Source organism: Thalassovita sp. ABM4_323, assembly GCF_056158665.1.
Window position 1 is genome coordinate 3,423,115 of the sequence record NZ_JBSWTS010000007.1, and the last position, 21,971, is coordinate 3,445,085.

Annotated in this window: 19 protein-coding genes and 1 tRNA gene; 10 read left to right on the forward strand and 10 right to left on the reverse strand. The window is 61.5% G+C overall.

Features of this window, described 5'->3' with window-relative positions:
* Both ACXADQ_RS19440 and ACXADQ_RS19445 read left to right on the forward strand, forming a co-directional pair.
* Nucleotides 1–2,121, forward strand: coding sequence for a caspase family protein (locus ACXADQ_RS19440; protein WP_475325279.1), 2,121 nt, complete (start codon nucleotides 1–3; stop codon nucleotides 2,119–2,121).
* A gap of 155 nt (nucleotides 2,122–2,276) precedes the next feature.
* Nucleotides 2,277–2,687 carry a hypothetical protein gene (locus ACXADQ_RS19445; RefSeq protein WP_475325283.1) on the forward strand — a complete coding sequence of 137 codons (411 nt, stop codon included), beginning with the start codon at nucleotides 2,277–2,279 and terminating at the stop codon, nucleotides 2,685–2,687.
* Nucleotides 2,688–2,885: 198 nt separating this feature from the next.
* Here the strand turns inward: ACXADQ_RS19445 and ACXADQ_RS19450 are convergent, their stop codons facing one another.
* From ACXADQ_RS19450 to ACXADQ_RS19480, 7 genes are all read right to left on the reverse strand, one after another.
* Nucleotides 2,886–4,037 (reverse strand): acyl-CoA dehydrogenase family protein, encoded by a 1,152-nt coding sequence (locus ACXADQ_RS19450; protein WP_475325287.1) that lies wholly within the window; start codon nucleotides 4,035–4,037, stop codon nucleotides 2,886–2,888.
* Between the two features lie 84 nt (nucleotides 4,038–4,121).
* On the reverse strand, nucleotides 4,122–5,288 hold the full coding sequence (locus ACXADQ_RS19455; RefSeq protein WP_475325290.1) for an ABC transporter substrate-binding protein: 1,167 nt from the start codon (nucleotides 5,286–5,288) through the stop codon (nucleotides 4,122–4,124).
* Nucleotides 5,289–5,348: 60 nt separating this feature from the next.
* Nucleotides 5,349–7,196 carry an AMP-dependent synthetase/ligase gene (locus tag ACXADQ_RS19460; protein ID WP_475325293.1) on the reverse strand — a complete coding sequence of 616 codons (1,848 nt, stop codon included), beginning with the start codon at nucleotides 7,194–7,196 and terminating at the stop codon, nucleotides 5,349–5,351.
* A gap of 4 nt (nucleotides 7,197–7,200) precedes the next feature.
* Nucleotides 7,201–7,968, reverse strand: coding sequence for an ABC transporter ATP-binding protein (locus tag ACXADQ_RS19465; protein ID WP_475325297.1), 768 nt, complete (start codon nucleotides 7,966–7,968; stop codon nucleotides 7,201–7,203).
* Nucleotides 7,965–8,735 carry an ABC transporter ATP-binding protein gene (locus ACXADQ_RS19470; protein WP_475325300.1) on the reverse strand — a complete coding sequence of 257 codons (771 nt, stop codon included), beginning with the start codon at nucleotides 8,733–8,735 and terminating at the stop codon, nucleotides 7,965–7,967. Before ACXADQ_RS19470 ends, ACXADQ_RS19465 begins: the two co-directional genes overlap by 4 nt.
* Nucleotides 8,732–9,829 (reverse strand): branched-chain amino acid ABC transporter permease, encoded by a 1,098-nt coding sequence (locus ACXADQ_RS19475; RefSeq protein WP_475325304.1) that lies wholly within the window; start codon nucleotides 9,827–9,829, stop codon nucleotides 8,732–8,734. Before ACXADQ_RS19475 ends, ACXADQ_RS19470 begins: the two co-directional genes overlap by 4 nt.
* Nucleotides 9,830–9,833: 4 nt before the next feature.
* Entirely contained in the window at nucleotides 9,834–10,709 is an 876-nt protein-coding gene (locus ACXADQ_RS19480) for a branched-chain amino acid ABC transporter permease (RefSeq protein ID WP_475325306.1), read from the reverse strand.
* 205 nt (nucleotides 10,710–10,914) lie between these two features.
* Between ACXADQ_RS19480 and ACXADQ_RS19485 the strand changes: the two genes are divergently transcribed.
* From ACXADQ_RS19485 to ACXADQ_RS19510, 6 genes are read left to right on the forward strand one after another with little or no spacing between them, the layout of a single operon-like run.
* A complete protein-coding gene (locus tag ACXADQ_RS19485) occupies nucleotides 10,915–11,568 on the forward strand; it encodes a TetR/AcrR family transcriptional regulator (protein ID WP_475325308.1) in 654 nt (217 codons plus the stop codon).
* 24 nt (nucleotides 11,569–11,592) lie between these two features.
* Entirely contained in the window at nucleotides 11,593–12,801 is a 1,209-nt protein-coding gene (locus ACXADQ_RS19490) for an acetyl-CoA C-acetyltransferase (protein ID WP_475325312.1), read from the forward strand.
* 11 nt (nucleotides 12,802–12,812) lie between these two features.
* Nucleotides 12,813–14,960 carry a 3-hydroxyacyl-CoA dehydrogenase NAD-binding domain-containing protein gene (locus ACXADQ_RS19495; RefSeq protein ID WP_475325314.1) on the forward strand — a complete coding sequence of 716 codons (2,148 nt, stop codon included), beginning with the start codon at nucleotides 12,813–12,815 and terminating at the stop codon, nucleotides 14,958–14,960.
* On the forward strand, nucleotides 14,957–16,084 hold the full coding sequence (locus tag ACXADQ_RS19500) for a CaiB/BaiF CoA transferase family protein (RefSeq protein ID WP_475325317.1): 1,128 nt from the start codon (nucleotides 14,957–14,959) through the stop codon (nucleotides 16,082–16,084). Before ACXADQ_RS19495 ends, ACXADQ_RS19500 begins: the two co-directional genes overlap by 4 nt.
* Nucleotides 16,085–16,095: 11 nt before the next feature.
* Nucleotides 16,096–16,881, forward strand: a complete 786-nt coding sequence (locus ACXADQ_RS19505) for an enoyl-CoA hydratase/isomerase family protein (RefSeq protein WP_475325320.1) — start codon at nucleotides 16,096–16,098, stop codon at nucleotides 16,879–16,881.
* Nucleotides 16,882–17,856: an NAD(P)H-dependent flavin oxidoreductase gene (locus tag ACXADQ_RS19510; RefSeq protein WP_475325322.1), complete on the forward strand. Its 975-nt coding sequence runs from the start codon at nucleotides 16,882–16,884 to the stop codon at nucleotides 17,854–17,856.
* 13 nt (nucleotides 17,857–17,869) lie between these two features.
* Here ACXADQ_RS19510 and cueR read toward each other — a convergent pair whose 3' ends face one another.
* The gene (gene cueR, locus ACXADQ_RS19515; RefSeq protein WP_475325324.1) at nucleotides 17,870–18,259 is read right to left on the reverse strand and encodes a Cu(I)-responsive transcriptional regulator; all 390 of its coding nucleotides are present in this window, start codon (nucleotides 18,257–18,259) and stop codon (nucleotides 17,870–17,872) included.
* Nucleotides 18,260–18,262: 3 nt separating this feature from the next.
* The gene (locus ACXADQ_RS19520; protein ID WP_475325327.1) at nucleotides 18,263–20,716 is read right to left on the reverse strand and encodes a heavy metal translocating P-type ATPase; all 2,454 of its coding nucleotides are present in this window, start codon (nucleotides 20,714–20,716) and stop codon (nucleotides 18,263–18,265) included.
* Between the two features lie 141 nt (nucleotides 20,717–20,857).
* On the opposite strand from ACXADQ_RS19520, the gene ACXADQ_RS19525 reads away from it, so the two are divergent.
* Nucleotides 20,858–21,055 (forward strand): heavy-metal-associated domain-containing protein, encoded by a 198-nt coding sequence (locus ACXADQ_RS19525; protein WP_475325330.1) that lies wholly within the window; start codon nucleotides 20,858–20,860, stop codon nucleotides 21,053–21,055.
* A gap of 294 nt (nucleotides 21,056–21,349) precedes the next feature.
* Nucleotides 21,350–21,424 (forward strand) — tRNA-Phe (locus tag ACXADQ_RS19530).
* A 66-nt stretch (nucleotides 21,425–21,490) separates the two neighbouring features.
* Here ACXADQ_RS19530 and ACXADQ_RS19535 read toward each other — a convergent pair.
* On the reverse strand, nucleotides 21,491–21,967 hold the full coding sequence (locus tag ACXADQ_RS19535; protein ID WP_475326109.1) for a tyrosine-type recombinase/integrase: 477 nt from the start codon (nucleotides 21,965–21,967) through the stop codon (nucleotides 21,491–21,493).
* Nucleotides 21,968–21,971: the final 4 nt, after the last annotated feature.

Sequence of the window (21,971 nt, forward strand, 5' to 3'; positions counted from 1 at the left end):
ATGAAGTTTCTGCATAGTACCGCACTGGCCGGCGTTCTGGCCCTCTCGGCCCTCAGTGCGCAGGCCCGGGAATACCACGCGCTGCTGATCGGCGCATCGACCTACACCAACCTGGAGGAACGGTTTCACCTGCGTGGCCCGGCCAATGATGTGGATCTGGTGGCAACCTATCTGCAATCCAACCCGGTGGCCGTTTTTGCCCCATCGAACATCACCATTCTGGCCGATGGGATTGACGGCGCGACGCCCCCCACGCTGGCCGCAATCCGACAGGGGTTCGTGGATTTGACGGCGCAGGTGCAGCCTGGGGATTTCGTCTATCTGCACTTTTCCGGGCATGGGTCTCAGGCCCCGGCATTGGACACCAGCACCGAGCTGGACGGGTTGGACGAATTGTTCCTGCCCGTCGATATCGGCCCATGGAACGACACTGTCGGCACCGTGGAAAACGCCTTGGTTGATGATGAAATCGGTCAGATGATCGACGCCATTCGCGCCAAAGGGGCCGATGTCTGGGTGGTGTTCGACAACTGCCATTCCGGCACGGCCACCCGCGCGGCCGCAGGGCTGGAAGACGAGGTGCGCGAACGCAAACTTGGCCCCGAGGCGCTGGGGATCAAACCGGAACAGATGATCGCCGCCGAATTGCGCTCGCGCGCGCTGCCCGATCCGCGCAACGCCCCCGCCCCGGCGGTGGAGACCGCAGAGGCCGGCGAAAACATGGGCCGCCTGACCGCCTTTTTCGCCGCGCAAACCAACGAGACCACACCCGAAAAGAACATGCCCAAAGGCAAGGCCGGGCGGCGCTTGCAGGGCGTGTTCACCTATACCTTGTTTGAAACCATGGCCGAGCGCCCCGGCATCACCTATCGCCAGCTGGCCCAGGAGGTTTTGCGCAAATACTCGGTGCTGAATCTGGCCCGCTCGACCCCCTTGTTCGAAGGCGCGCTGGACGATCCTATCTTTGGCACCGGCAGCGCAGGGCGCATCCTGCAATGGCCCGCCCAGACCAAAGGTAAGACGGTGAAACTGTCCGCCGGACGCTTGCACGGGCTGACCGAGGGCGAAGAACTGATCTTGCTGCGCGCGCCCGTCGATACCGACGATGCGGCGCTGGCCAGCTTTACCGTGGACAGTTTATCGACCTTCGAGGCCACGCTGAAACCGGTCGGCGAAGCAGTCGACATCCCCAAGGGCGCGGTGCTGCGCAAAGTCTCGGCCGCGATGGATCTGACGCTGACCATCTCTCTGCCCGCGCCGGGCTCGGCCCCTGCCCAGGCGCTGGAGACGGCCATTGGCTGGGCCCGTGATCAGGCCCTGATCGGACCGCGCGTGCAATTCGTGCCCGCTGGTGCCCCGGCCGATCTGCGCCTGGCCGTCATCCCCGACAGCCCCCGCCCCGATGCGATCTGGTTCCTGCCCTCTGCGGGCCTGACCGAGGTCGACGAGTATGACCGGCTCTATTCCATCACGACCGCGGACAAAGATGCCGAACAGCTGGCCTATGTCTTTACCGACAATATCGCGGCGATGTCCAAGGTGTTGAACCTGATGAAGATGGGCCAAACCCCCACGCCCAAGGCCCTGAATGTCGAGGCCAGCCTGACCCGCGCGCGTTTTGACCTGGACGCCGAAGATATCGTCGAGGGCAGCCACACGGCGGTCACCGCCACCGGCGTTGTCCGCATGGTGCCGGATGACGTGATCGGCCTCGAGCTATCAAACCCAAACAAAACGCCCGTGGATTTCAATGTGCTCTATGTCGGGTCGGACTATTCGGTGACCTTCATGGGAAATGGGCGTATGCAACCGGGCGACACCTTGACCGAAGACTTCGTGCTGGTCACTGATGACGCGTTTGGTCGGGATCGCTTGCTGGTGATCGTGTCCCCCGCCGGGAAACAGGACGCGGTCGAGGATCTGTCCTTTCTGGAACAGCCCCCCTTGGAGCGCTCGCGCGCCCTGTCGGCCCCGCCCCCGCAGGGGTTAAGCGAGCTTCTGGACGAAGCCGGGTTTGGCCTGACCACCCGCGCGGCCGTCAGCCTGTCCAGCCGCAAAAAGAAATCCCAACCCGCGCCGCGATTCCTGCAATTTGAAATCGACACCGTGCCCGAAAGCTAGGGCCAAGCGCGTTGGAAATGGCTCCGGCCGGTCCCAGTGGGACCGGCCTTTTTCTTGGAAAACAGCGCCGTCTCAATTCATGACGGCTTTCGTCATTTGAGCCCACACATGCCCGCAGGTATAGTCATAGCATGTTGAAACAAAGGCACTTTTCCATGACCAAATCATTTTCCCTTTCCGTTTTGGTCGCTGCCCTGCCGGTTCTGGCTGCATCTGTCCCCATGGCAGTCTGGCTGGCTTTCGACACCTCTGGCCGGCAGGGGGTGAGTGCCCTGCCGGCCCTTTTTCTGACACTTGTGCTCAGCTTGCCACTGTTGCGGGCCCACCGGCAAAACCAACCGCTGGCGCGTGCAAAATGGGTGATCCTCTCACTGCTCTGGCAGGCAATGCTCTGGGCCATCGCGCTCACGCCCTCCCCCGCACATAGCCTGACCAGCGCCCTGGCCTACACCCTGTCAGAGCTGCTCTATTCCGCTCCCCCGGCTCTTCTGATCGGGGTCGCAGGCAGCACCGCCACACTTGGTTTGATGATGTCCAATTCTCCGGTTCGGGGGCCCAAAGACTAGTCCCCATCGTCCTGCCCCCGGGACGTCATCAACACAACCGGCCCACCCAGAGCAGGGGTGGGCCGGTTTCATTTTTCCCTCAAACCTTGCGCGCCACTCACAAGGATCCCCACGGCCAAGGCGCGCACCGTGGGGGCAACGCCCCCACCCCCGAGGCCGCCAGGCCGAGATATCCAGCGCGCGCGCAGCGCGCACCGCTTAGTTGCGACCGCGTTCGTCCAACCCCAACCCACGCCCAATGATTTCACGCATGATTTCCGACGTTCCGGCATAGATACGGCTGATCCGGGCATCGCTGTACAACCGCGAGATTTCGTACTCTTCCATATAGCCTGCCCCGCCGTGCAGCTGGACACATTCGTCCACCACGCGCCCCTCTACCTCCGAGGTGAACAGCTTGGCTTCTGCCGCCATTTCAGCGCTCAGCTGGCCTTGCAGATGTTCGCGCACGCAGTGATCTGTCAGCGCCCAGCCCGCATCCAGCTCGGTCCGCATCGAGGCCATTTTGAAGCGCGAGTTCTGGAACGTTCCGATCGGCTGACCAAAGGCGCGGCGCTCGGTGATGTAGTCCATCGTGATATTGAAGGCATGTTCCGCCCGCGCCATAAAGCCCAGCGCACCGATAATGCGCTCTTCGGCGAGGTTCATCATCATCGCCTTGAACCCCTTGTACGGATCCCCCAGCACGTTTTCCTTGGGCACTTTCACATCGTCGAAAAACAGCTCGGCCGTGTCCTGCGAGGCCAGGCCCATTTTCTTGAGGTTGCGCCCGCGCGAGAACCCCTCCATCCCGTCTTCGACCAGGAACAACCCGATCTGGTGGCCATCGCCAGTGCGCGCGGCGACAACGACCAGCCCGGCCAGAATACCGTTTGAGATATAGGTTTTCGATCCGTTCAGCACCCAGTGATCGCCCATATCCACGGCGCGGGTTTTGACCGCGCCCAGGTCCGATCCGGTGCCGGGTTCTGTCATCGCGATGGCCAGAACCGTGTCGCCCGACACGACGCCCGGCATAAAGCGTTCTTTCTGTGCCTCGGTGCCCAGCTTGTGCAGGTAGGGCCCCACGATCCGGTTGTGCAGCGCGATGAAAAAGCCCGGTTCGCGCGGGTTGATTTCTTCGGCCAGGATCATGTCATAGCGGAAATCGTCCAGCCCCAGCCCGCCATAGGCCTCGTCGGCATACATGCACAGGAACCCCTGTTCCCCTGCCTTTTTCCAGACCTCGGGGCTGACACATCCTGCCGCGCGCCACGCCTCGCCATGGGGAAAAACCTCGGCCTCGGCCCATTTGCGAACAGTTTGGCGGAAAATCTCGTGTTCTTCGTCATAGATCGTTCGTTTCAGCACGGGGCACCTCCGGTCTGATCATGGCGTTTGAATTGTCAGAGAAAGAGCTGCGGGGCGATATTTCACCGCCCCGCAGTATTTGGATCACTCGATGGTGGTCATCAGTTTCCAGCTGCCGTTCTCAACGGCCGAGATATAGATCTGCGTGGCCGCCACGTGGTTGTCGGCGGACATGTTGACCTTGTTACCTGCGACTTCGTCGTCATATTGCAGGCCTTCCATCGCCGCGATGAACCCTTCGCGGGTCAGGTCGGGGCCAGCGGCTTCAAGACCTTTGACGATCAGCTCGGCGGCCGAACGACCCAGCAGAGCACCGGTGCCGGGGAACTTCTCGCCCGTCGCTTCGGTATAGGCTTTGACCCAGCCCGCGACGGTTGCGTTGCCCATGCGCGCCTCAAGATCCTGCCAGCCAGCGGCAGCATAGACGCCGCCCATCACACCCTGAGCGGCCAGACCCTTGGCCACAACGGTGTGGAATCCGGCCGAGCTGAGCAGGAAGTCAACGTCAACGCCCAGCTTGTTGGCGGTAGCGATCACGTTGATGGTTTGGCTGATGCCCAGCGCCAGACCAACCGTGGTGCAGCCTGCGCTTTTGACCTTACCCAATGCGCCCGAAAAATCGGTCTCATCCGGCTTGTGCTGCGTTTCGATACCAAAGGACGCACCAGTTTCAGCAGCGCCGTCTTTCACGGCCATTTCGATTTCCTTGCCGAAATCTGTCGGCAGGTACATCAGGCAGAAGGTTTCGGGATCGCCGTCATTGGCCATAGACACCGTCGCGGCCTTAACCGCGTCATAATAAGCCGCAGTTCCCGCGAATTTCCACGGCGCAGGCGGGTCCACCATCTGGCGCGCGGCGGTCAGCGGGCTGACATTGGGGATGCCCTTGGGCTCCAGCAGCTTGAACATCGCGATGTTGGTGGGCGTGCCCAGGTTCAGCAGCATCGCGAAAACCTTGTCGCGGTTCACCAGCTTGTTGGCAGCCTGCACGGCCTTGGGCACCTGATATCCGTGATCCTCGACGATATAGGAAATCTGGCGACCGTGCACGCCGCCGGCTGCGTTGATCTCGTCAAAATACAGCTGCGCGGCCTTCACCGCAGGCACCGAGAAGGGCGCAAAGATGCCCGACAGGTCATGTGCCCCGCCCAGTTTGATTTCGGTGTCCGAGACACCATCCTCGGCCATCGCAGGGGCGCCAAGCCCCAAAGACAGCGCCGCAACGGCGGCAAGGGTCTTGAATGCTTTCATGGTTCAGTTCCTCCCATTGGTACTGTTACGTTCTGGCCGCGCCCCTCCTCAAAGGCGCGATCAATACATGCTTTCGATCAAGCCGGCGTGACGTTCGTTCACGTAATTCCGCTTGAGTTTCATGGTGGGGGTCAGCTCTTCGTCTTCGGCGGTCAGAAGGATATCGATCAGTCGGAAATCCTTGATCTGCTCCACCTGGGCGAAGTCTTTGTTGGTCTCGCTTACGACCTGGCCAATCAGGTCCACCACCTCCTTTGCCCGCGTCAACGACGCGAAGTCCGCATAAGGAATTTGACGCTCTTGCGCGAACCTTTCAACATTTTCCTGATCAATCATCACCAGACATGTCAGGTATTTGCGCGCGTCCCCGATCACCACGGCGTCGGATACATAGGGCGAGAATTTGAGCTTGCTCTCGATCTCGGCTGGGGTGACGTTTTTACCCCCGGCGGTGATGATGATGTCTTTCATCCGGCCGGTGATGGTCAGGTTGCCTTCGTTGTCCAGACGCCCCACATCCCCCGTGCGCAGCCAGCCGTCCTCGGTCATGGTTTCGGCCGTTTTCTCGGGCTTATTCCAATAGCCGCCGAACACCGCCGGGCCACCGACCAGGATTTCCCCCTCGGGCGAGATCTTGATTTGCGTGCCGGGCGTGCCCTGCCCCACAGTGCCGATCTTGTTGTGCGCCAGCGTGTTCACCGTGGCCACACCCGAGGTTTCGGTCATCCCGAAGCCTTCCAGCAAGTGCACACCGATGGCCTCGAACCAGCGCAGCAGATCAGGCGAGATCGGCGCGGCCCCGGTTGTACAACGCCGGGTGCGTTGCAAGCCAACCAATTGGCGCAGGTTCCGCAGCACCAGCAGATCAGCCAAAAACAGGTTCAGCTTGGCGCCGGGCGACATGTGCTTGCCGGCCTCCTTGGCCTCGACCTTTTTCATGCCCGCCGCGACAGCCCAGTCCAGGAAAGTCCGGCCGATCCAGCCGGCCTCGGAGCGCAGGATGCTGATACGGCTATAGACCTTTTCCCAGATCCGCGGCACGCCGGTGAACGAGTGCGGGCTGACCTCGCGCAGATTGTCAAAGACGGTTTCCGGGCTTTCGGCAAAGTTCACCTTACAGCCCGCAAGGATCGGAAATTCCACGGAAATCAGGCGTTCCAACACATGACACAACGGCAAGAAGCACAGGAGTTCATCGGTCTGTTCAAACTCGATCGTCTGCTCGCCCGCGAACATCTGATAGATGATGTTGCGATGCGTGATGATCGCGCCCTTGGGCGGGCCAGTCGTCCCCGAGGTATAGATCAGCATGCGCGGATCTTCGGGTTTGGCCTTCTCCAGCTCTTCCATGAAGCGTTTGGGGTGGGCCTTGGCCTCGGCCTCGCCCATCTCCATCAGCTCGTCCCAGAACATCACCATGGGATCGCTGAAATCCGCCAGCCCGTCGCGATCAAACACGATGACCTTTTTCAGGCCAGGCATCTGGTCGCGCACCTCCAAAAACTTGTCCAGCTGTTCGTCATTTTCCAAGAACAAGAAGGGCGCGCCGGAATCGTTGACCAGATAGGCCAACTGGCTGGCCGCATCCGTGGTGTACACCCCCGAGGGAATGCCCCCCACAGCCGCCACACCCAGATCGACATACAGCCATTCGCGCCGATCCTCAGACAGGATCTGTACGGGTTGGCCGCGTTCCAGCCCCATCGCGATCAGACCCAGCGCCGCGTTGCGCGCGCCGTTGAAATAGTCGGTCCAGCTGTAGGATTGCCAGACGCCCAGTTCCTTTTCGCGGTGAGCCGTCTTGTCGCCCAGCTCGTGGCACCGTTTGGCCCACAGTTTCACCACCGTGTCGCAGCCATCCATCGCAATCGGCGCGTCGGCCGGGATGAGCATATCCGTGTTCATCATCTCGTTACCTCCACGTCTTGCGCCGTTTCCAGCGTTTCTGACCACGCTGGGTATCTTCCTGACGACCCAGATAGAATTCCTGGATATCGTCCGAGGCGCGCAGCTCTTCGCAGCTGCCCGCCATCACGATCCGGCCCATTTCCAGAACATAGCCCTGATGCGCCGTGTGCAGCGCAACATTGGCGTTCTGTTCGACCAGCAGCATCGTGACTTTCTGCTCGGCATTCAGACGTTTGATGATGGCAAAGATTTCCTGCGTCAGCAGCGGCGACAGACCCAGCGAGGGCTCGTCCAGCAGCATCAGTTTCGGCTTGGCCATCAGGCCGCGCCCGATTGCCAGCATCTGCTGCTGTCCACCCGACAAGAAGCCCGCCGATTGGCCGCGCCGTTCCTTGAGGATCGGGAAATACTCGTAGACCAGCGCAATATCGTCGCGCAAGTCCACGCCTTTGCGGGCATAGGCGCCCATCTTCAGGTTTTCTTCGATGGTCAGATAGGGGAACACCTCGCGTCCTTCGGGGACGTGGGCCAAGCCCATGCGGACGATCTCGTCGGGTTGCTTGCCGACAATGTCCACGCCGTTGAACTCGATGTTGCCCTTTTCAGGATCCATCAACCCGCTGATGGTTTTCATCAACGTGGTTTTGCCCGCGCCATTGGCGCCCAGAATGGTGACGATCTCGCCCTCGTTCACCTCCAGCGAGACCCCGCGCAGCGCCATGATCGCGCCGTAAAAGGTTTCGACGTTGCGGATATCCAGAACCTTGGTCATGCGTCCACCTCCGTGCCCAGATAGGCCGCTTGCACCTGCGCGTCGGCCTGGACCTCGGCGGGTGAACCCATGGCCAGGGGTTGGCCGTTCGCCACCGCCAGCACCCGATCCGAGACCTGATTCACCAGCTTCATGTCATGTTCCACCATCAGCACGGTCAGCCCCATGTCGCGGCGCATATCCTCGACCCAAAAGGCGACCTCCTGGCTTTCTTCGACGGACAGGCCCGAGGCCGGTTCATCCAGCAGGATCATCTTGGGGCCCATCGCCAGTGCGCGGCCAATCTCGACCACCTTGCGCACACCATAGGGCAGCCCGGCGATCAGTTTCTCGCGGTAGGCTTCAAGCTCCAGAAACTCGATCACCTCTTCGACCTTCTGGCGGTGGCCGCGCTCTTCGCGCCGGACCTTGGGCACAAAGAACATGTCCTGATACCAGCGGGTCTGACGGTGCGTGTGGCGCCCCATCATCAGGTTGTCCAACACGGTCGAATGGTCGAACAGCTCGATATTCTGGAACGTGCGCGCAATGCCCAGCTGGCCAATATCATGCGCGTTCAGCGCGGTGATATCCTGACCGTCAAACCGGATCGTGCCGCGGGTCGGTTTGTAGAACCGCGAGATCAGGTTAAAGATCGTGGACTTGCCCGCCCCGTTCGGCCCGATGATCGAGAAGACCTCGCCTTCTTCGACCTTGAAACTGACCCCGTCCACGGCTTTCACACCGCCGAAGTAGATGGCCAGATCGTCAACTTCCAACAGGCTCATTTCATCCGCTCCGTTTTCAGATAGGTTTTCTGGCGGCGGAACATGTCACGCCGGGCCAGCGGAAACAGCTGGAACCAGGCGCGTATTTTCAGCCAGCGGCCATACAGCCCATTGGGTTCGTAGATGATGAAAGTCACCAGAATGACCGAGAAGATCAGCGTATCCAGACCGGGCATCGCCGATAGGTCGATCCCGACGCTGGATTTCAGCCCGTCCCGCAGGATCGCGATCACCTGAGGCACAGCCGTAATCAGGATAGCACCAAAGAACGCCCCCTGAATAAAGCCCAAGCCCCCGATCGTGACCACCAACAGCAGGTTGATCGAGATGAAGATCGAGAAGAGCTCGTAGTTGAAGAAGCTGATATAGTGCCCCATCAACGCGCCCGCCAAACCCGTCATCGCGCAGCTGAGGCCAAAGGCCAACGACCGCGTGCGCGTCACGTTGATCCCCAGCGCGCGGGCCGAGACCTCGGAATCGCGCACAGCCAGGAAACTGCGGCCCGTAGGGCTGCGCATCAGGTTGGCATACATCCACGTCACCCCGACAACGACCGCCAGACACAGCCAGTAGAAGTTATTGAGGCTGGAATAGCGGTCGAAATCCACGCCCAAAATGGTGATCGAGGGCGCAAAGATGCCCCCTACCCCGCCGGTAATGGGCTCGGCCACGATGATCAGTTCCTCGACGATAACGAACAGCGCCAGCGTGGCGATGGCCAGATAGATACCCGACATGCGCACCGCAGGGATGGCGACAATCGCGCCAAACACCCCAGCGGCGATCCCGGCCAGCGGAAAGGCAATCACCCACGGCACACCGATATTCATCAGCGCCGCATCCGTATAGGCCCCGATCGCCAGAAAGGCCGCGTGGCCCAGGCTGGCCTGACCGGTATGGCCCACCAGCAGCATCAACCCCATCCCGGCCAGCGACCAGATCAGCGTGTTGGTGATCTCGGCCAGGTAATACTCCCCGGCAAAGAACGGCAGCACCACCATAAAGGCCACCAGCAGCGCGATTTTGCCCCGCGCCCAGCCGTCCTCGTGCAGGTCGATGTCGTTGTCGTAACTTGTCTTAAAGATAACTTTCATCGGCTCAGACCTTCTTGGCGTAGATCTGGGCAAACAGTCCGTTCGGACGCGTGACCAGCACAGCTAGCATGATGATATAGGGGCTCATTTGGCTGAAACCGGCAGGCAGGTATCGCGCTGCGATGGGCTCGACCACACCGATCAGGATACCGCCCAGCAAGGCGCCGGGCAGGCTGCCGAAACCGCCGATCACTGCGGCTGCGAAGGCTTTGATCCCCAGCAAACCGATATTAGGATCAATCGCCCCCTTCGAGGCGTAGAGCACCCCGGCAATCGTCGACACGACCCCTGACAGCGCCCAAATCATCGAGTTCACCCGATGCACCGGCACGCCCACGATATAGGCCGCCATCTGGTTCTGCGACGAGGCCTGCGCGGCCAGACCCAGCTTGGTAAACTGGAAAAATGCCCACAGCGACAGGGTCAGGACGGCGGTGACCACAATGGCCGTCACGTCCTCGTATCCGATGATCAGGCCGCCAATATCAAAGACCTTTCCGGCAAAAGGCGTCTCCAGCACCAGCGGGGTAAAGCCCCAGATGGCCCCGGCCACAAAGCGGAACACAAAGCCCATCGCAATCGTCAAAATCACCAGCGCAAAGTGCGGCTGTCCGAAAATCTGCCTGACCACAAAGCGATCCACGCCATATCCGACGCCGCCCATGATAACGGCCGCAAGGATCACGCCCGGAATAAAGGCCAGTGCGCCATAATCCGCGTTCACCAGCCCCAGCGCCACAAAGGCGCCCAGCATCATCATATCGCCCTGGGCAAAGTTCACGCCCTCGGTCGCCTTGTAAATCAAGACAAATCCCAGCGCGACAAGGCCATAGATACACCCTGTCGCGATCCCCCCGATGATCAGCTGAATCAATTCCATGCGTTTGTCCTTTCTGTCGCCGAACGCATCCCACAAGCGCCGGACTGGACAAACAAAACACCCCGGGTGCGAACCGGGAACGACCCTGCAACAGGGTCACTCATACACGCATCCATTCTGCCTCCTCCCATGACCGATGAACGCTATTGACTTCAAATAAACACACGTGTTCAATTTCTGTCAACACTGATCATTGGACCCGCGCATGAAAGCCGTGAATGCCCGCATTTTACACGCCGCACTCCGCGTGTTTGCCGACAAAGGCTCGATGCAGATCGCCGTCAGCGACCTGGCGAAAGAGGCCGGTCTGTCGCGCGGAACCATTTATAATAACGTGGAAAATCCGGACGAGCTGTTCAATCAGATCTGTGATCTATTGTATTACGAACTGCGTCAGGCCATGCGGGAAAACACGGCTCATCTGGACGACCCGGCGCAGCGCCTGGCGCTGGTGATGCGTCAGACCATCCGGCGCGTTCACGAGGAACATCACTGGGGAAAATTCATCGCCCAATTCGGAATGCTGGACCCTCGGCTGGGAAAATTCTGGGGAAAACTGCCCCGTCGCCTGCTGATGGAGGGGCTGGAAAGCGGCCGTTTCAGCTTTGACGAAGAGCAGCTGCCCTCGATCACCGCACTGGGGGGTGGGGCCGTGATGGGGGCGACCTCGATGGTCCTGAGCGGCCTGCTGACCTGGCGCCAATCCTGCGCGGACACCGCCGAACTTTATCTGCGCGCTATTGGCGTGCCCCGTGACGAGGCACGCGCCATCTGCGCTCGCCGTTTTGAACCACTGCCGCGACTGGATTTCACAAGAATTGATTTGCCCAAGCCGGTAGAGGAGAGCGTGCCAAGCTGATTTGTCATTCGAAGGAGGAGCGAGATGACAGAGACCGCCTATATCTACGACGCAATCCGAACACCAAGGTCCAAGGGCAAGCCAGACGGCACCCTGCACGAGGTCAAACCAATTGACCTGGTCACGACCCTGCTGGAGGAGATGCAAAGCCGCCACGATCTGGACACGTCCCGCGTGGACGACCTGATGATGGGCTGCGTCGCCCCGGTGATGGAACAAGGGGCCGTGCTGCCCAAGATCGCCCTGCAAAAGGCCGGGTGGGATCAGAAGGTCGCGGGGGCGCAGGTGAACCGCTTTTGTGCCTCGGGTCTGGACACATTCAACACGGCCGCCGCCAAGATCGCCAGTGGGTGGGAAGATCTGGTCTGCGCGGGCGGGTATGAATCCATGTCCCGCGTGCCGATGGGGGCCGATGGCGGGCCGTTCGCCGAGGACCCGGCGACCGCAATCCAGACGGGCTTTGTGCCCCAGGGGATCGGCGCCGATCTAATCGCCACCATCGAGGGCTGGAGCCGCGATGACGTCGACGCCTTTGCCGTGGAATCGCAGAAACGCGCGGCCCATGCACGGGATTCAGGCTGGTTTGATCGCTCGGTCGTGCCGGTGAAGGACGAAACCGGCGTGGTCATTCTGGATCGGGATGATTTCATCAAGCCCGACACGGATATGCAGAAACTGGCCTCGCTAAAGCCATCCTTTGCCGCGATGGGGGGCTTTGGCTTTGATGCCGTTGCGCTGGCCAAATACCCCGAGGTGGCGCAGATCGACCACGTGCATACACCCGGCAACAGCTCGGGCATCGTGGATGGGGCATCGCTGATCATGCTGGGGAACGAACAGGTCGGCAAAGACCTGAACCTGACCCCGCGCGGACGGGTGGTGTCGATTGCGCTGACCTCGACCGATCCGACGATCATGCTGACGGGCCCGGGGCCCGCCTCGGAAAAAGCCCTGGCCAAGGCCGGGCTGACCATCGACGACATTGATCTGGTGGAAATCAACGAGGCTTTTGCCTCGGTCGCCCTGCGCCTGCAACGTGATCTGAACGTACCGGACGAGAAACTGAACGTCGTGGGTGGGGCCATCGCCATGGGCCACCCGCTGGGCGCGACGGGGGGCTGTCTGGTGTCGACCATGCTGGACGAGCTGGAACGGCGGAACCAAAAACGCGCACTGATCTGCATGTGCGTGGGCGGCGGTATGGGCATTGCCTCGATCATCGAGCGGGTCTGAGGGGGACAGACATGACTGATTTCATTTACGAAAAAGACGCCGATGGCATCGTTACCGTTACCATGGACATGCAGGGCCAGTCCGCCAACACCATGAACGAACGCTATGTTCCGGGCATGGATGCGGTATTGGACCGCCTGCGATCCGAGGACGATCTGACCGGGGTCGTCTTTGCCTCGGCCAAGAAAACCTTCTTTGCGGGCGGTGATCTGCGGCTGATCCTGGCGGTGGACAAGGCCGACGCCGAGACCTTCCACTATATCGAGGAAAACAAGCGCGCCTATCGCGAGCTGGAACAGCTGCCGGTGCCCGTGGTTGCCGCCATCAACGGGGCCGCATTGGGCGGCGGGTACGAGCTGTGCCTGGCCTGCAATCACCGTGTTATCGCGGATGTGCCCGGAGCTGTGGTTGGCCTGCCCGAGGTCACGCTGGGCCTGTTGCCCGGTGCGGGCGGCGTGGTGCGTCTGACGAAACTGCTGGGGCTAGAGGCCGCCCTGCCCCACCTGACCGAGGGCAAGCCGGTCAAGCCGCAAAAGGCGCTGAAAATCGGCATGGTGGACGCGGTGGTCGACAGCACCGACGCCCTGATCCCCGCCGCTAAGGCCTGGATCAAGGCCAACCCCGACAGCCACGCCCAACCCTGGGACCAGCGGGGGTTTCGCTATCCGGGCGGGGACGTTCTGCACCCTAAAGTTCGCCAACTGATCGTGGGGTCCTCGGCGTTTCTGTACTCGAAAACCCGTGGTCTGCTGCCCGCGCCGGAAAAAATCCTCGATATCGCGGTGAACTCGATGCGGATCGACTATGACGCCGCGCTGCGCAGCGAAAGCCGAGGGCTTTGCGCGCTGATCGTAACGCCCGAATGCAAGGCCGCGATCAGTTCGTTCTTCTTTGGGATGCAGGCAATCAAAGGCGGCCAGGTGCGTCCACAGGGCGACCGATGGAAGGCCCAGAATGCCGCCATTCTGGGCGCGGGGATGATGGGCTCGGGCATCGCCTGGGCGCATGCAAATGCCGGGTTGCCTTCGGTCCTGAAGGACACAGATATCGAGCGCGCAGAAAAGGGCAAATCCTACACCGCCGGCCTGTGCGACAAGCGCATCAAGCGCGCCCGGATGGACGAAGCGGGCAAACAACAACGTCTGAACCTGATCACCCCCGCGACGGACAACACGGCTTTTGCGGGCACCGATCTGATCATCGAGGCCGTGTTCGAGGACATCGACCTGAAGGAAAAGGTCATCCCCGAAACCTTTGCCCAACTGGGGCCGGACGGGATTTATGGGTCCAACACCTCGACCCTGCCGATCTCAATTCTGGCCGAGTTCTGCCCCGATCCGAGCCGCTTCATCGGGCTGCATTTCTTTAGCCCCGTCGACAAGATGAAGGTGGTCGAGATCATCATGGGCGAGAAGACCTCTGAGGACACATTGCGCAAGGCCTACGACTACGTGCAGCAGATTGGTTACATGCCGATCGTGGTGAATGACAGCCGGGGCTTTTTTACCAGCCGCGTGTTTGGCACCTTCATGGACGAAGGCATTGCGCTGATGGTGGACGGCATGTCGCCCGTGGCCGTCGAACGCGCTGGTTGGCTGGCCGGGATGCCCGTGGGGCCGCTGGCCGTGCATGACGAGGTATCGCTGGTGCTGTCGCAGAAGGTCGAGCGCACCCACAGGGCGCTGGACGAACGGCTGGGCGTGGACAGCGGGTTCGGCAAGCACAACACCGCCGCCAAGATGGTCTATGACGCGATGATCGAACAGGGGCGCGGCGGGCGTCACTATGGCGGGGGGTTTTATGACTACGCCGCTGACGGGTCCAAAACCCTGTGGGATGGTCTGGGCCAGTTCGCCAAGGGCAACGCCGACATTTCGGTCGAAGATGCGATTGACCGGCTGCTGTATCGGCAGGCCATCGAAACTCTGCGCTGCCTGAACGAGGGCGTGCTGCGCACCGAGGTCGAGGCCAATCTGGGCGGCATCTTTGCCATCGGGTTCCCGGCCCACACAGGCGGCGCGATCCAGTTCATTCGCGGCATCGGGATTGAACCCTTTGCTGCCCGCGCCGCACAGCTGGCCGATCAGTATGGCGAACGCTTCGCGCTAGCCCCCGGTGCCCTGGACATCCTGCGCGACCCTCAGGACCAAGCGGCATGAGCGGCCCCTTACATGGTCTGACGGTCGTGGAAATGGCGGGGCTGGGCCCCGCCCCCCTGGCCGGGCAATTCCTGGCCGATCTGGGGGCCGAGGTCATCCTGATCACCCGCAAATCCGGCCCGGCCAACCCGGCGGATATCAACAATCGTGGCAAGCTGTCGGTCGCGCTGAACCTGAAAACACCAGAGGGCATCGACGCCGCGCTGGACCTGATCGAACGGTCTGATGTGCTGATCGAGGGCTTTCGCCCCGGGGTGATGGAACGCATGGGGCTGGGGCCTGACAATTGCCTGACACGCAACCCTACGCTGGTGTATGGACGCATGACCGGCTGGGGTCAGGATGGCCCAATGGCGCAAATGGCGGGGCATGACATCAACTATCTTGGCCTGACGGGTGTCCTGCATGCGATCGGTAAAAAGGATGAGCCCCCCATCCCCCCGCTGAACATCGCCGCAGACTATGCCGGCGGTACCATGTTCCTGCTGCTGGGCATTCTGTCCGCGATCTATGAGCGGCATCATTCCGGGCGCGGTCAGGTCATCGACGCGGCGATGGTGGATGGTGCCCCCGCGCTGATGGCCCTGATTCATTCGCTGATCGCCATGGGCCGCTGGGGCGAACACCGCCAAAGCAACTGGCTGGATGGCGGCGCTCCGTTCTATCGCAGCTATGAATGCAAGGACGGGAAATACGTCTCGGTTGGGCCGCTGGAGCCCCAGTTTTTCGCGCAGCTTGTGGACCTTGCCGGTCTGCCACCCGACCACAAGGCCAGCCAAAACGACGAAACGTCATGGTTGGATCGCCATGCGTCCTATGCTCAGGTCTTCAAAACCAAAACCCGCGCGGAATGGGAGGAGATTTTCGACGGCACGGATGCTTGCGTTGCCCCGGTCCTGACATGGTCCGAGGCACCGGAACACCCTCATATGAAAGCGCGTGGCGTTTTCACCCAGGTGAACGGTATCACTCAGGCCAACCCTGCCCCGAAATTCAGCCGCTCGGCCCCGGATCCCGTCGGCGCCCCGCCCGTGCCGGGGGCTGACACAGACAGCGTACTGGCCCGTATGGGCTATGACGCGGACACCATTGCAAGGATGCGCCAGGATGGCATTCTGACCTAAGGAGGAAACACATGAGCGATCCGTATAACGGCGTTCTTTCGGTCGAAACGGACGGCGCCATAGCCACCGTCACCCTGACCCGCCCGGATGCTTTCAACGCCATCAATGACGCCATGCGCGCGGCGCTGATCCAGGCCGTGGCCGATATCGACGGCATGGCCGATATCCGCGTGGTAATCCTGAAAGGCGAGGGCCCCGGGTTCTGCGCAGGGGCCGATCTTAAGGGCGGTCTGGGTCCGATGCCCACCGACCACATGCTGGAATCAGAGTACCGCCCCTCTTTGATGGGGATTGCGAATTCGCCCAAGATTTGGATCGCGCAGGTGCATGGCTCGGCCGCGGGGATTGGCGCGGCTTATGCGATGAATTGCGACATGGTGGTGATGGCCGAGAACGCCTCGCTCTATATGGCGTTTGCCGCGATTTCGCTGGTGCCGGACGGCGGCAACACCTGGCTGCTGCTCAAAGGCATGGGCTATCACCGCGCGCTGCAAGCCATCATCGAAGGGCGCAAAATCCCGGCCGAGGAATGCCTTCAACACGGGCTGGTCAATCAGCTATCGCCCGCCGATCAGCTGGACGCGGATACCCGCGCGCTGGCCGATCGCATTGCCGCTGCGGCCCCGCTGGCCGCCGCCAGCGCCAAGAAAATCCTGCGCAATATCAGCAATGTGTCCTTCTCGGACGCATTCACAGCCGAGGCCCAGGCCCAGGCCCCGCTGACCCAATCCGCCGATTTCCGCGAAGGCGTGCAAGCCTTCATTGAGAAACGCAAACCCGCATTCAAAGGTGAATAAATGTCCCTGCCCCCCGTCCTGCAAAACCTGCGTATCCCGCTGATCGGCAGCCCGCTGTTCATCATCTCGAACCCCGATCTGGTGATCGCCCAATGCAAGGCTGGTATCGTCGGCGCGTTTCCTGCGCTGAATGCCCGTGAAAAAGAGGGCAACGATCTGGACGAATGGCTGGCCCGGATCACGGACACCCTGGCCGAACACAACGCCTCGAACCCCGATCAGCCCGCCGCGCCCTTTGCGGTGAACCAGATCGTGCACCGCTCGAATCCCCGGCTGGAACGCGATGTCGAGCTGTGCGTGAAACACAAGGTGCCCGTCTGGATCACGTCCTTGGGCGCACAGGAATGGGTCTATGAGGCCGCGCATTCCGTCGGCGCCATCGTGCTGCATGACATCATAAACGACAAATTCGCGCGCAAGGCCATTCAGAAAGGCGCCGATGGTCTGATCGCTGTCGCGGCGGGTGCCGGGGGGCATGCGGGCGCGCTGTCTCCGCTGGCGCTGATCCAGGAGATTCGCGAATGGTTCGATGGCCCGCTGTTTCTGTCGGGTGCGATCGCCAAGGGCGAGTCCATTCTGGCCGCGCAGGCGATGGGCGCGGATGGCGGCTATGCCGGGTCGGCCTTTATCGCCACAAACGAGGCCAACGCCGCCGACCGGTACAAGGAAATGATCACCGAAAGCGGCGCCTCGGATATCGTCTATTCCGACCTGTTCACGGGCGTTTGGGGGAACTACCTGAAACCGTCCATCGCGGCGGCGGGAATGGATCCCGACAACCTGGAACGCTCGGACCCGTCGAACATGGATTTCGGATCGGAAAAACCCAAAAGCTGGAGCTCGATCTGGGGCTCGGGCCAAGGGATCGGCGCGGTCAAAGACGTGGTGCCTGCCGCCCAGCTGGTGGACCGCCTGGCCGAGGAATACTTTGCCGCCGCCGACCGTCTGAGCGCCGACGTGGCCCGCTATCGCTAAAGGCGCTGGCCGATCAGGTTTTGGCAGCCAGATCGGCCAGAATCGGACAATCCGGGCGATCATCCCCGGCACAGGCATGGACCAACCCGGCCAGTGTGGCGCGCATTTCCTGTAGCTCGGCCAGTTTCTCGTCGATCCGCGCCAGATGCCCCTTGGCGATCTGCTTGACGTCCGCGCTGGCGCGGCTGCGATCCTCGTACAGGGTCAGCAGGTGGCGGCAATCCTCGATACTAAACCCCAGCGCCCGCGAGCGGCCCAGAAAGGCCAGCTTGTGCAGGTCATTCTCGCTGAAACTGCGATACCCGTTGGCCGAACGATCGGGATGAATGAGCCCGATATCCTCGTAGTACCGAATGGTTTTCGCAGGCAGGCCTGATCGGTCTGAAACCTCTCCGATATTCATGGCTTATCCTTTCGTTTCCAGGGGCATATCAGGACGCGTCCGGCGCAGACGCAAGGCGTTGGTCAGCACGAAAACGCTGCTGGTGGCCATGGCGCCGGCGGCCAGCATGGGCGACAGCTGCCAGCCAAAAAGCGGGTAGAACACGCCCGCAGCAACTGGGATCAACGCGGTGTTATACCCGAAGGCCCAGAACAGATTCTGCCGGATATTGCGCATCACGCGGGCCGACAGACCAAAGGCGTTCACCACCCCGCGCAGATCGCCCGACATCAGCACCACGTCGGCGCTTTCGATTGCCACATCCGTGCCAGACCCGATGGCGATCCCCACATCCGCCTGCGCCAAGGCGGGCGCGTCATTGATGCCATCCCCCACAAAGGCCAGCGTTTTGCCGCCCGTGCGCAGGCTGTCCAGCGCTTCGACCTTGCCTTGGGGCAGCACCTCGGCGACCACGTGGTCAATGCCCAGCTCGGTGGCGATGGCCTGGGCGGTGGCGCTGTTATCGCCGGTGATCATGGCCACTTGCAAACCCCGTGCATGCAGTGTGTCGATCACCTGCTTGCTGGCAGGTTTCACCGGGTCCGAGACCGCAATCACCGCCGCGATCTGCCCGTCAATGGCCGCATAGAGCGGGGTTTTCCCGGCGGCTGCCAAAGCCGCGCCGACCTGTTGCAGTGCGCCCAGATCGACCTTGCGCCTTTGCATCAAGCGGTCCGCACCGACCATCACGCGCGCGCCCTCGACCGTGCCCAACACGCCATACCCGGTGACCGAGCCGAACTTGTCGACTTGTGCCAACGGGCCGTCCGCCGCGTCCACGATGGCGCGCGCAATCGGGTGTTCGGACAGCGCCTCGACCGCCGCAACCTTGCGCAGGACATCCGCACGATCAAAACCTTCGGCAACGGTGAAATCCGTCAACGCCGGGGCGCCCATTGTCAGCGTCCCGGTCTTGTCCAGGGCCACCACATCCACCCCAGACAGGGCCTGCAACGCATCCCCCTTGCGGAACAGCACGCCCATTTCAGCGGCGCGCCCCGTCCCCACCATGATCGAGGTCGGCGTGGCCAGCCCCATCGCGCAAGGACAGGCGATGATCAACACGGCCACCCCGGCCACCAACGCATGGGACAGCACCGGAGAGGGCCCAAACACCAGCCAGGCCAGCACCGTCAGCAGCGCCACGCCCATCACGGCGGGCACGAACCACAGGGTGATACGATCGACCACGCCCTGAATGGGCAGTTTCGCGCCCTGAGCCTGCTCGACCATGCGGATGATCTGCGCCAACATCGTGTCATTGCCAACCTTGGTGGCGCGCAGCTGCAACGCTCCGGTGCCATTCACGGTGCCACCGACGACCTGAGCCCCGGGGGACTTGGCGACAGGCACGGGCTCGCCCGTGATCATGCTTTCATCCACGTACGAGCTGCCCTCGGTCACCTCGCCATCCACCGCCAGCCGCTCGCCGGGGCGGATCAGAACAATGTCACCTGTGACGATCTCTTCGGTCGGGATATCCTGCGCCTCGCCGTCCCGCAACACCCGCGCGGTCGAGACCCGCAGCCCCAGAAGCTTGCGGATGGCCTGCCCTGTGCGGCCCTTGGCGCGGGCCTCCAGATACCGGCCCAGCAGGATCAGCACCACGATCACAGCCGCGGATTCAAAATACACCGCCCGCGTTCCGCTGGGCAGCAGCCCCGGCGCGAACAACGCGACAACCGAGAACCCATAGGCCGCCGCCGTGCCCACTGCGACCAAGGCATTCATATCCGGCGCACCGCGGAACAACGCCGGGAAACCCTTGGCATAGAACTGCCGCCCCGGCCCGATCAGCACCGCTGTCGTCAGCACGAATTGCAGCATCCAGCTGGCCTGCTGGCCGATCGACATATGCACCCAGTGATGGAAGGCCGGCACCAGATGCCCGCCCATCTCAAGAACAAAGACCGGTAGGGCCAGAGCCGCCGCCAGGATCAGCCGCCCGCGCTGTTGGCGGGCCTCTTCCTCTTTGCGGTTTTCGTGCAGCTTGGCTCCGGTATCGCGCGGTTTGGCCGGATAGCCCGCCGCCGCCATTGCCGCCTGCATCTGTGCCGGATCGCCCAGCCCCTGAACATAGGTCACCTGCGCGGTTTCATTGGCCAGATTGACCGCCACATCGGTCACGCCGGGCAGATCGGCCAAGGCCTTTTCGACCCGGCCGACGCAGGACGCGCAGGTCATACCTTCGACATCGAACACCTGCGTCACCACATGCGCCGGATAGCCCGCACGGGTCAGACCAGCCAAGATCCCGTCGACCCCTCCGGTTTCATAGGTCACCATCGCGCTTTCGGTGGCCAGGTTTACGTTGGCCCCGGATACCCCTTGCGTCGCGCGCAGGGCCTTTTCCACCCGGCCCACACAGGCGGCGCAGGTCATGCCTTCAATCTGGATTTGGGCGGTTTGCGTGCTCATTTCTGGGCCTTTCATGCCGTATGGGCCCTTCAGATAAGGCCTCCACTAGCTGGAAGGTCAAGGTCCAGGCGTAATTTTCCGAAAATCGCTTGACCTTCCCCCGCTGGAAGGTCCCATTTGCCGTGTCAAAGGAGACTTCAAATGCCGACTTTCGCCGTTCCCGGAATGAATTGCAGCAAATGCACCGCCAAGATTGAAAAATCCGTGACCGAGGCCGACCCGACCGCCCTGCTGGAGTTCGACATGGACGCCCGCACGGTCGAGATCGATAGCGCCGATGACGCGGCCGTCCTGTTGGCTGCGATCAACAGCGCAGGGTTTGACGCGACCACCGCCTGAGATTTGCGTCTCTGGCGATATCCCGGGACAGGAGCAGGCTAGGCCGGACCCAGGAAAATCATCCTGCGATCAGCAATGGTCGATGCAAAGGATTCGCGCGCCCGACCAATCGCTTAGAACCCTCGCTTCGCCCCTGCGCCCCGGCAAATTCTCGCCAGAACCCCGGCAAAATCAGAAGAGCACTCCACGACAAATCAACGTGACAGCTTTTTCACAGGTTTTTTGAAAATCCCTCTGGACACCAATCCGTGACTCGCCTAGAAGGCCTCCACCCGAACGCAAGCGTTCACCCGTGCCCGGGTAGCTCAGGGGTAGAGCAGTGGATTGAAAATCCTCGTGTCGGTGGTTCGATTCCGCCCCCGGGCACCATTAAAATCAACGACTTAGCATATCATCAAAGCTATGAAGTCAAGCGCACGTGTAATTCGTGTGTAATTAAGCCGAACTTTTCGGCTTTAACTGACGCACATTATCGGCCTGCGCACCGCTTACCCGCCCTTCAAGCCGGTCCATCGCCGCCTCAATGTGTGAACCGCTTTGATGCGCATAACGAGCCACCATGGACAAAGTCTTATGTCCGGAAATGCGTTGGACGGTCGGTAAATCTACGCCAGCTTGCACCAAATGCGTCACTGCCGTGTGCCGCAGCGTATGCGGCGTGATCTGATCGGGATCAAGCCCAGCGCGCTCAACGGAACGGCGAAACGCTTTGCGAATTGTATGTACATGACCCGTTGCGCTTCCCAGTGACGGGAAGACCCATTCGCACCCAGGCGGCAGCATAGCCATTCGCTGCCCCAAGTATTCAGCCAACTCCCTGGTAATTGGTTGTTCCCGCGAGCCAGCCTTCGCTTGGGGCACCCAAATCACGCGCTTCTCTATATCGACATCTTCACGGCGGATCGAAAGAATTTCA

What these genes read in the sequence shown, in the direction of transcription:
- ACXADQ_RS19505 (WP_475325320.1), top strand. Translation starts at nt 16,096, where the DNA reads ATGAGCGATCCGTATAACGGCGTTCTTTCGGTCGAAACGGACGGCGCC.
- ACXADQ_RS19445 (WP_475325283.1), top strand. Translation starts at nt 2,277, where the DNA reads ATGACCAAATCATTTTCCCTTTCCGTTTTGGTCGCTGCCCTGCCGGTT.
- ACXADQ_RS19525 (WP_475325330.1), top strand. Translation starts at nt 20,858, where the DNA reads ATGCCGACTTTCGCCGTTCCCGGAATGAATTGCAGCAAATGCACCGCC.
- ACXADQ_RS19440 (WP_475325279.1), top strand. Translation starts at nt 1, where the DNA reads ATGAAGTTTCTGCATAGTACCGCACTGGCCGGCGTTCTGGCCCTCTCG.
- ACXADQ_RS19510 (WP_475325322.1), top strand. Translation starts at nt 16,882, where the DNA reads ATGTCCCTGCCCCCCGTCCTGCAAAACCTGCGTATCCCGCTGATCGGC.
- ACXADQ_RS19485 (WP_475325308.1), top strand. Translation starts at nt 10,915, where the DNA reads ATGAAAGCCGTGAATGCCCGCATTTTACACGCCGCACTCCGCGTGTTT.
- ACXADQ_RS19460 (WP_475325293.1), bottom strand. Translation starts at nt 7,196, where the DNA reads ATGATGAACACGGATATGCTCATCCCGGCCGACGCGCCGATTGCGATG.
- cueR (WP_475325324.1), bottom strand. Translation starts at nt 18,259, where the DNA reads ATGAATATCGGAGAGGTTTCAGACCGATCAGGCCTGCCTGCGAAAACC.
- ACXADQ_RS19455 (WP_475325290.1), bottom strand. Translation starts at nt 5,288, where the DNA reads ATGAAAGCATTCAAGACCCTTGCCGCCGTTGCGGCGCTGTCTTTGGGG.
- ACXADQ_RS19475 (WP_475325304.1), bottom strand. Translation starts at nt 9,829, where the DNA reads ATGAAAGTTATCTTTAAGACAAGTTACGACAACGACATCGACCTGCAC.
- ACXADQ_RS19490 (WP_475325312.1), top strand. Translation starts at nt 11,593, where the DNA reads ATGACAGAGACCGCCTATATCTACGACGCAATCCGAACACCAAGGTCC.
- ACXADQ_RS19470 (WP_475325300.1), bottom strand. Translation starts at nt 8,735, where the DNA reads ATGAGCCTGTTGGAAGTTGACGATCTGGCCATCTACTTCGGCGGTGTG.
- ACXADQ_RS19480 (WP_475325306.1), bottom strand. Translation starts at nt 10,709, where the DNA reads ATGGAATTGATTCAGCTGATCATCGGGGGGATCGCGACAGGGTGTATC.
- ACXADQ_RS19465 (WP_475325297.1), bottom strand. Translation starts at nt 7,968, where the DNA reads ATGACCAAGGTTCTGGATATCCGCAACGTCGAAACCTTTTACGGCGCG.
- ACXADQ_RS19495 (WP_475325314.1), top strand. Translation starts at nt 12,813, where the DNA reads ATGACTGATTTCATTTACGAAAAAGACGCCGATGGCATCGTTACCGTT.
- ACXADQ_RS19500 (WP_475325317.1), top strand. Translation starts at nt 14,957, where the DNA reads ATGAGCGGCCCCTTACATGGTCTGACGGTCGTGGAAATGGCGGGGCTG.
- ACXADQ_RS19520 (WP_475325327.1), bottom strand. Translation starts at nt 20,716, where the DNA reads ATGAGCACGCAAACCGCCCAAATCCAGATTGAAGGCATGACCTGCGCC.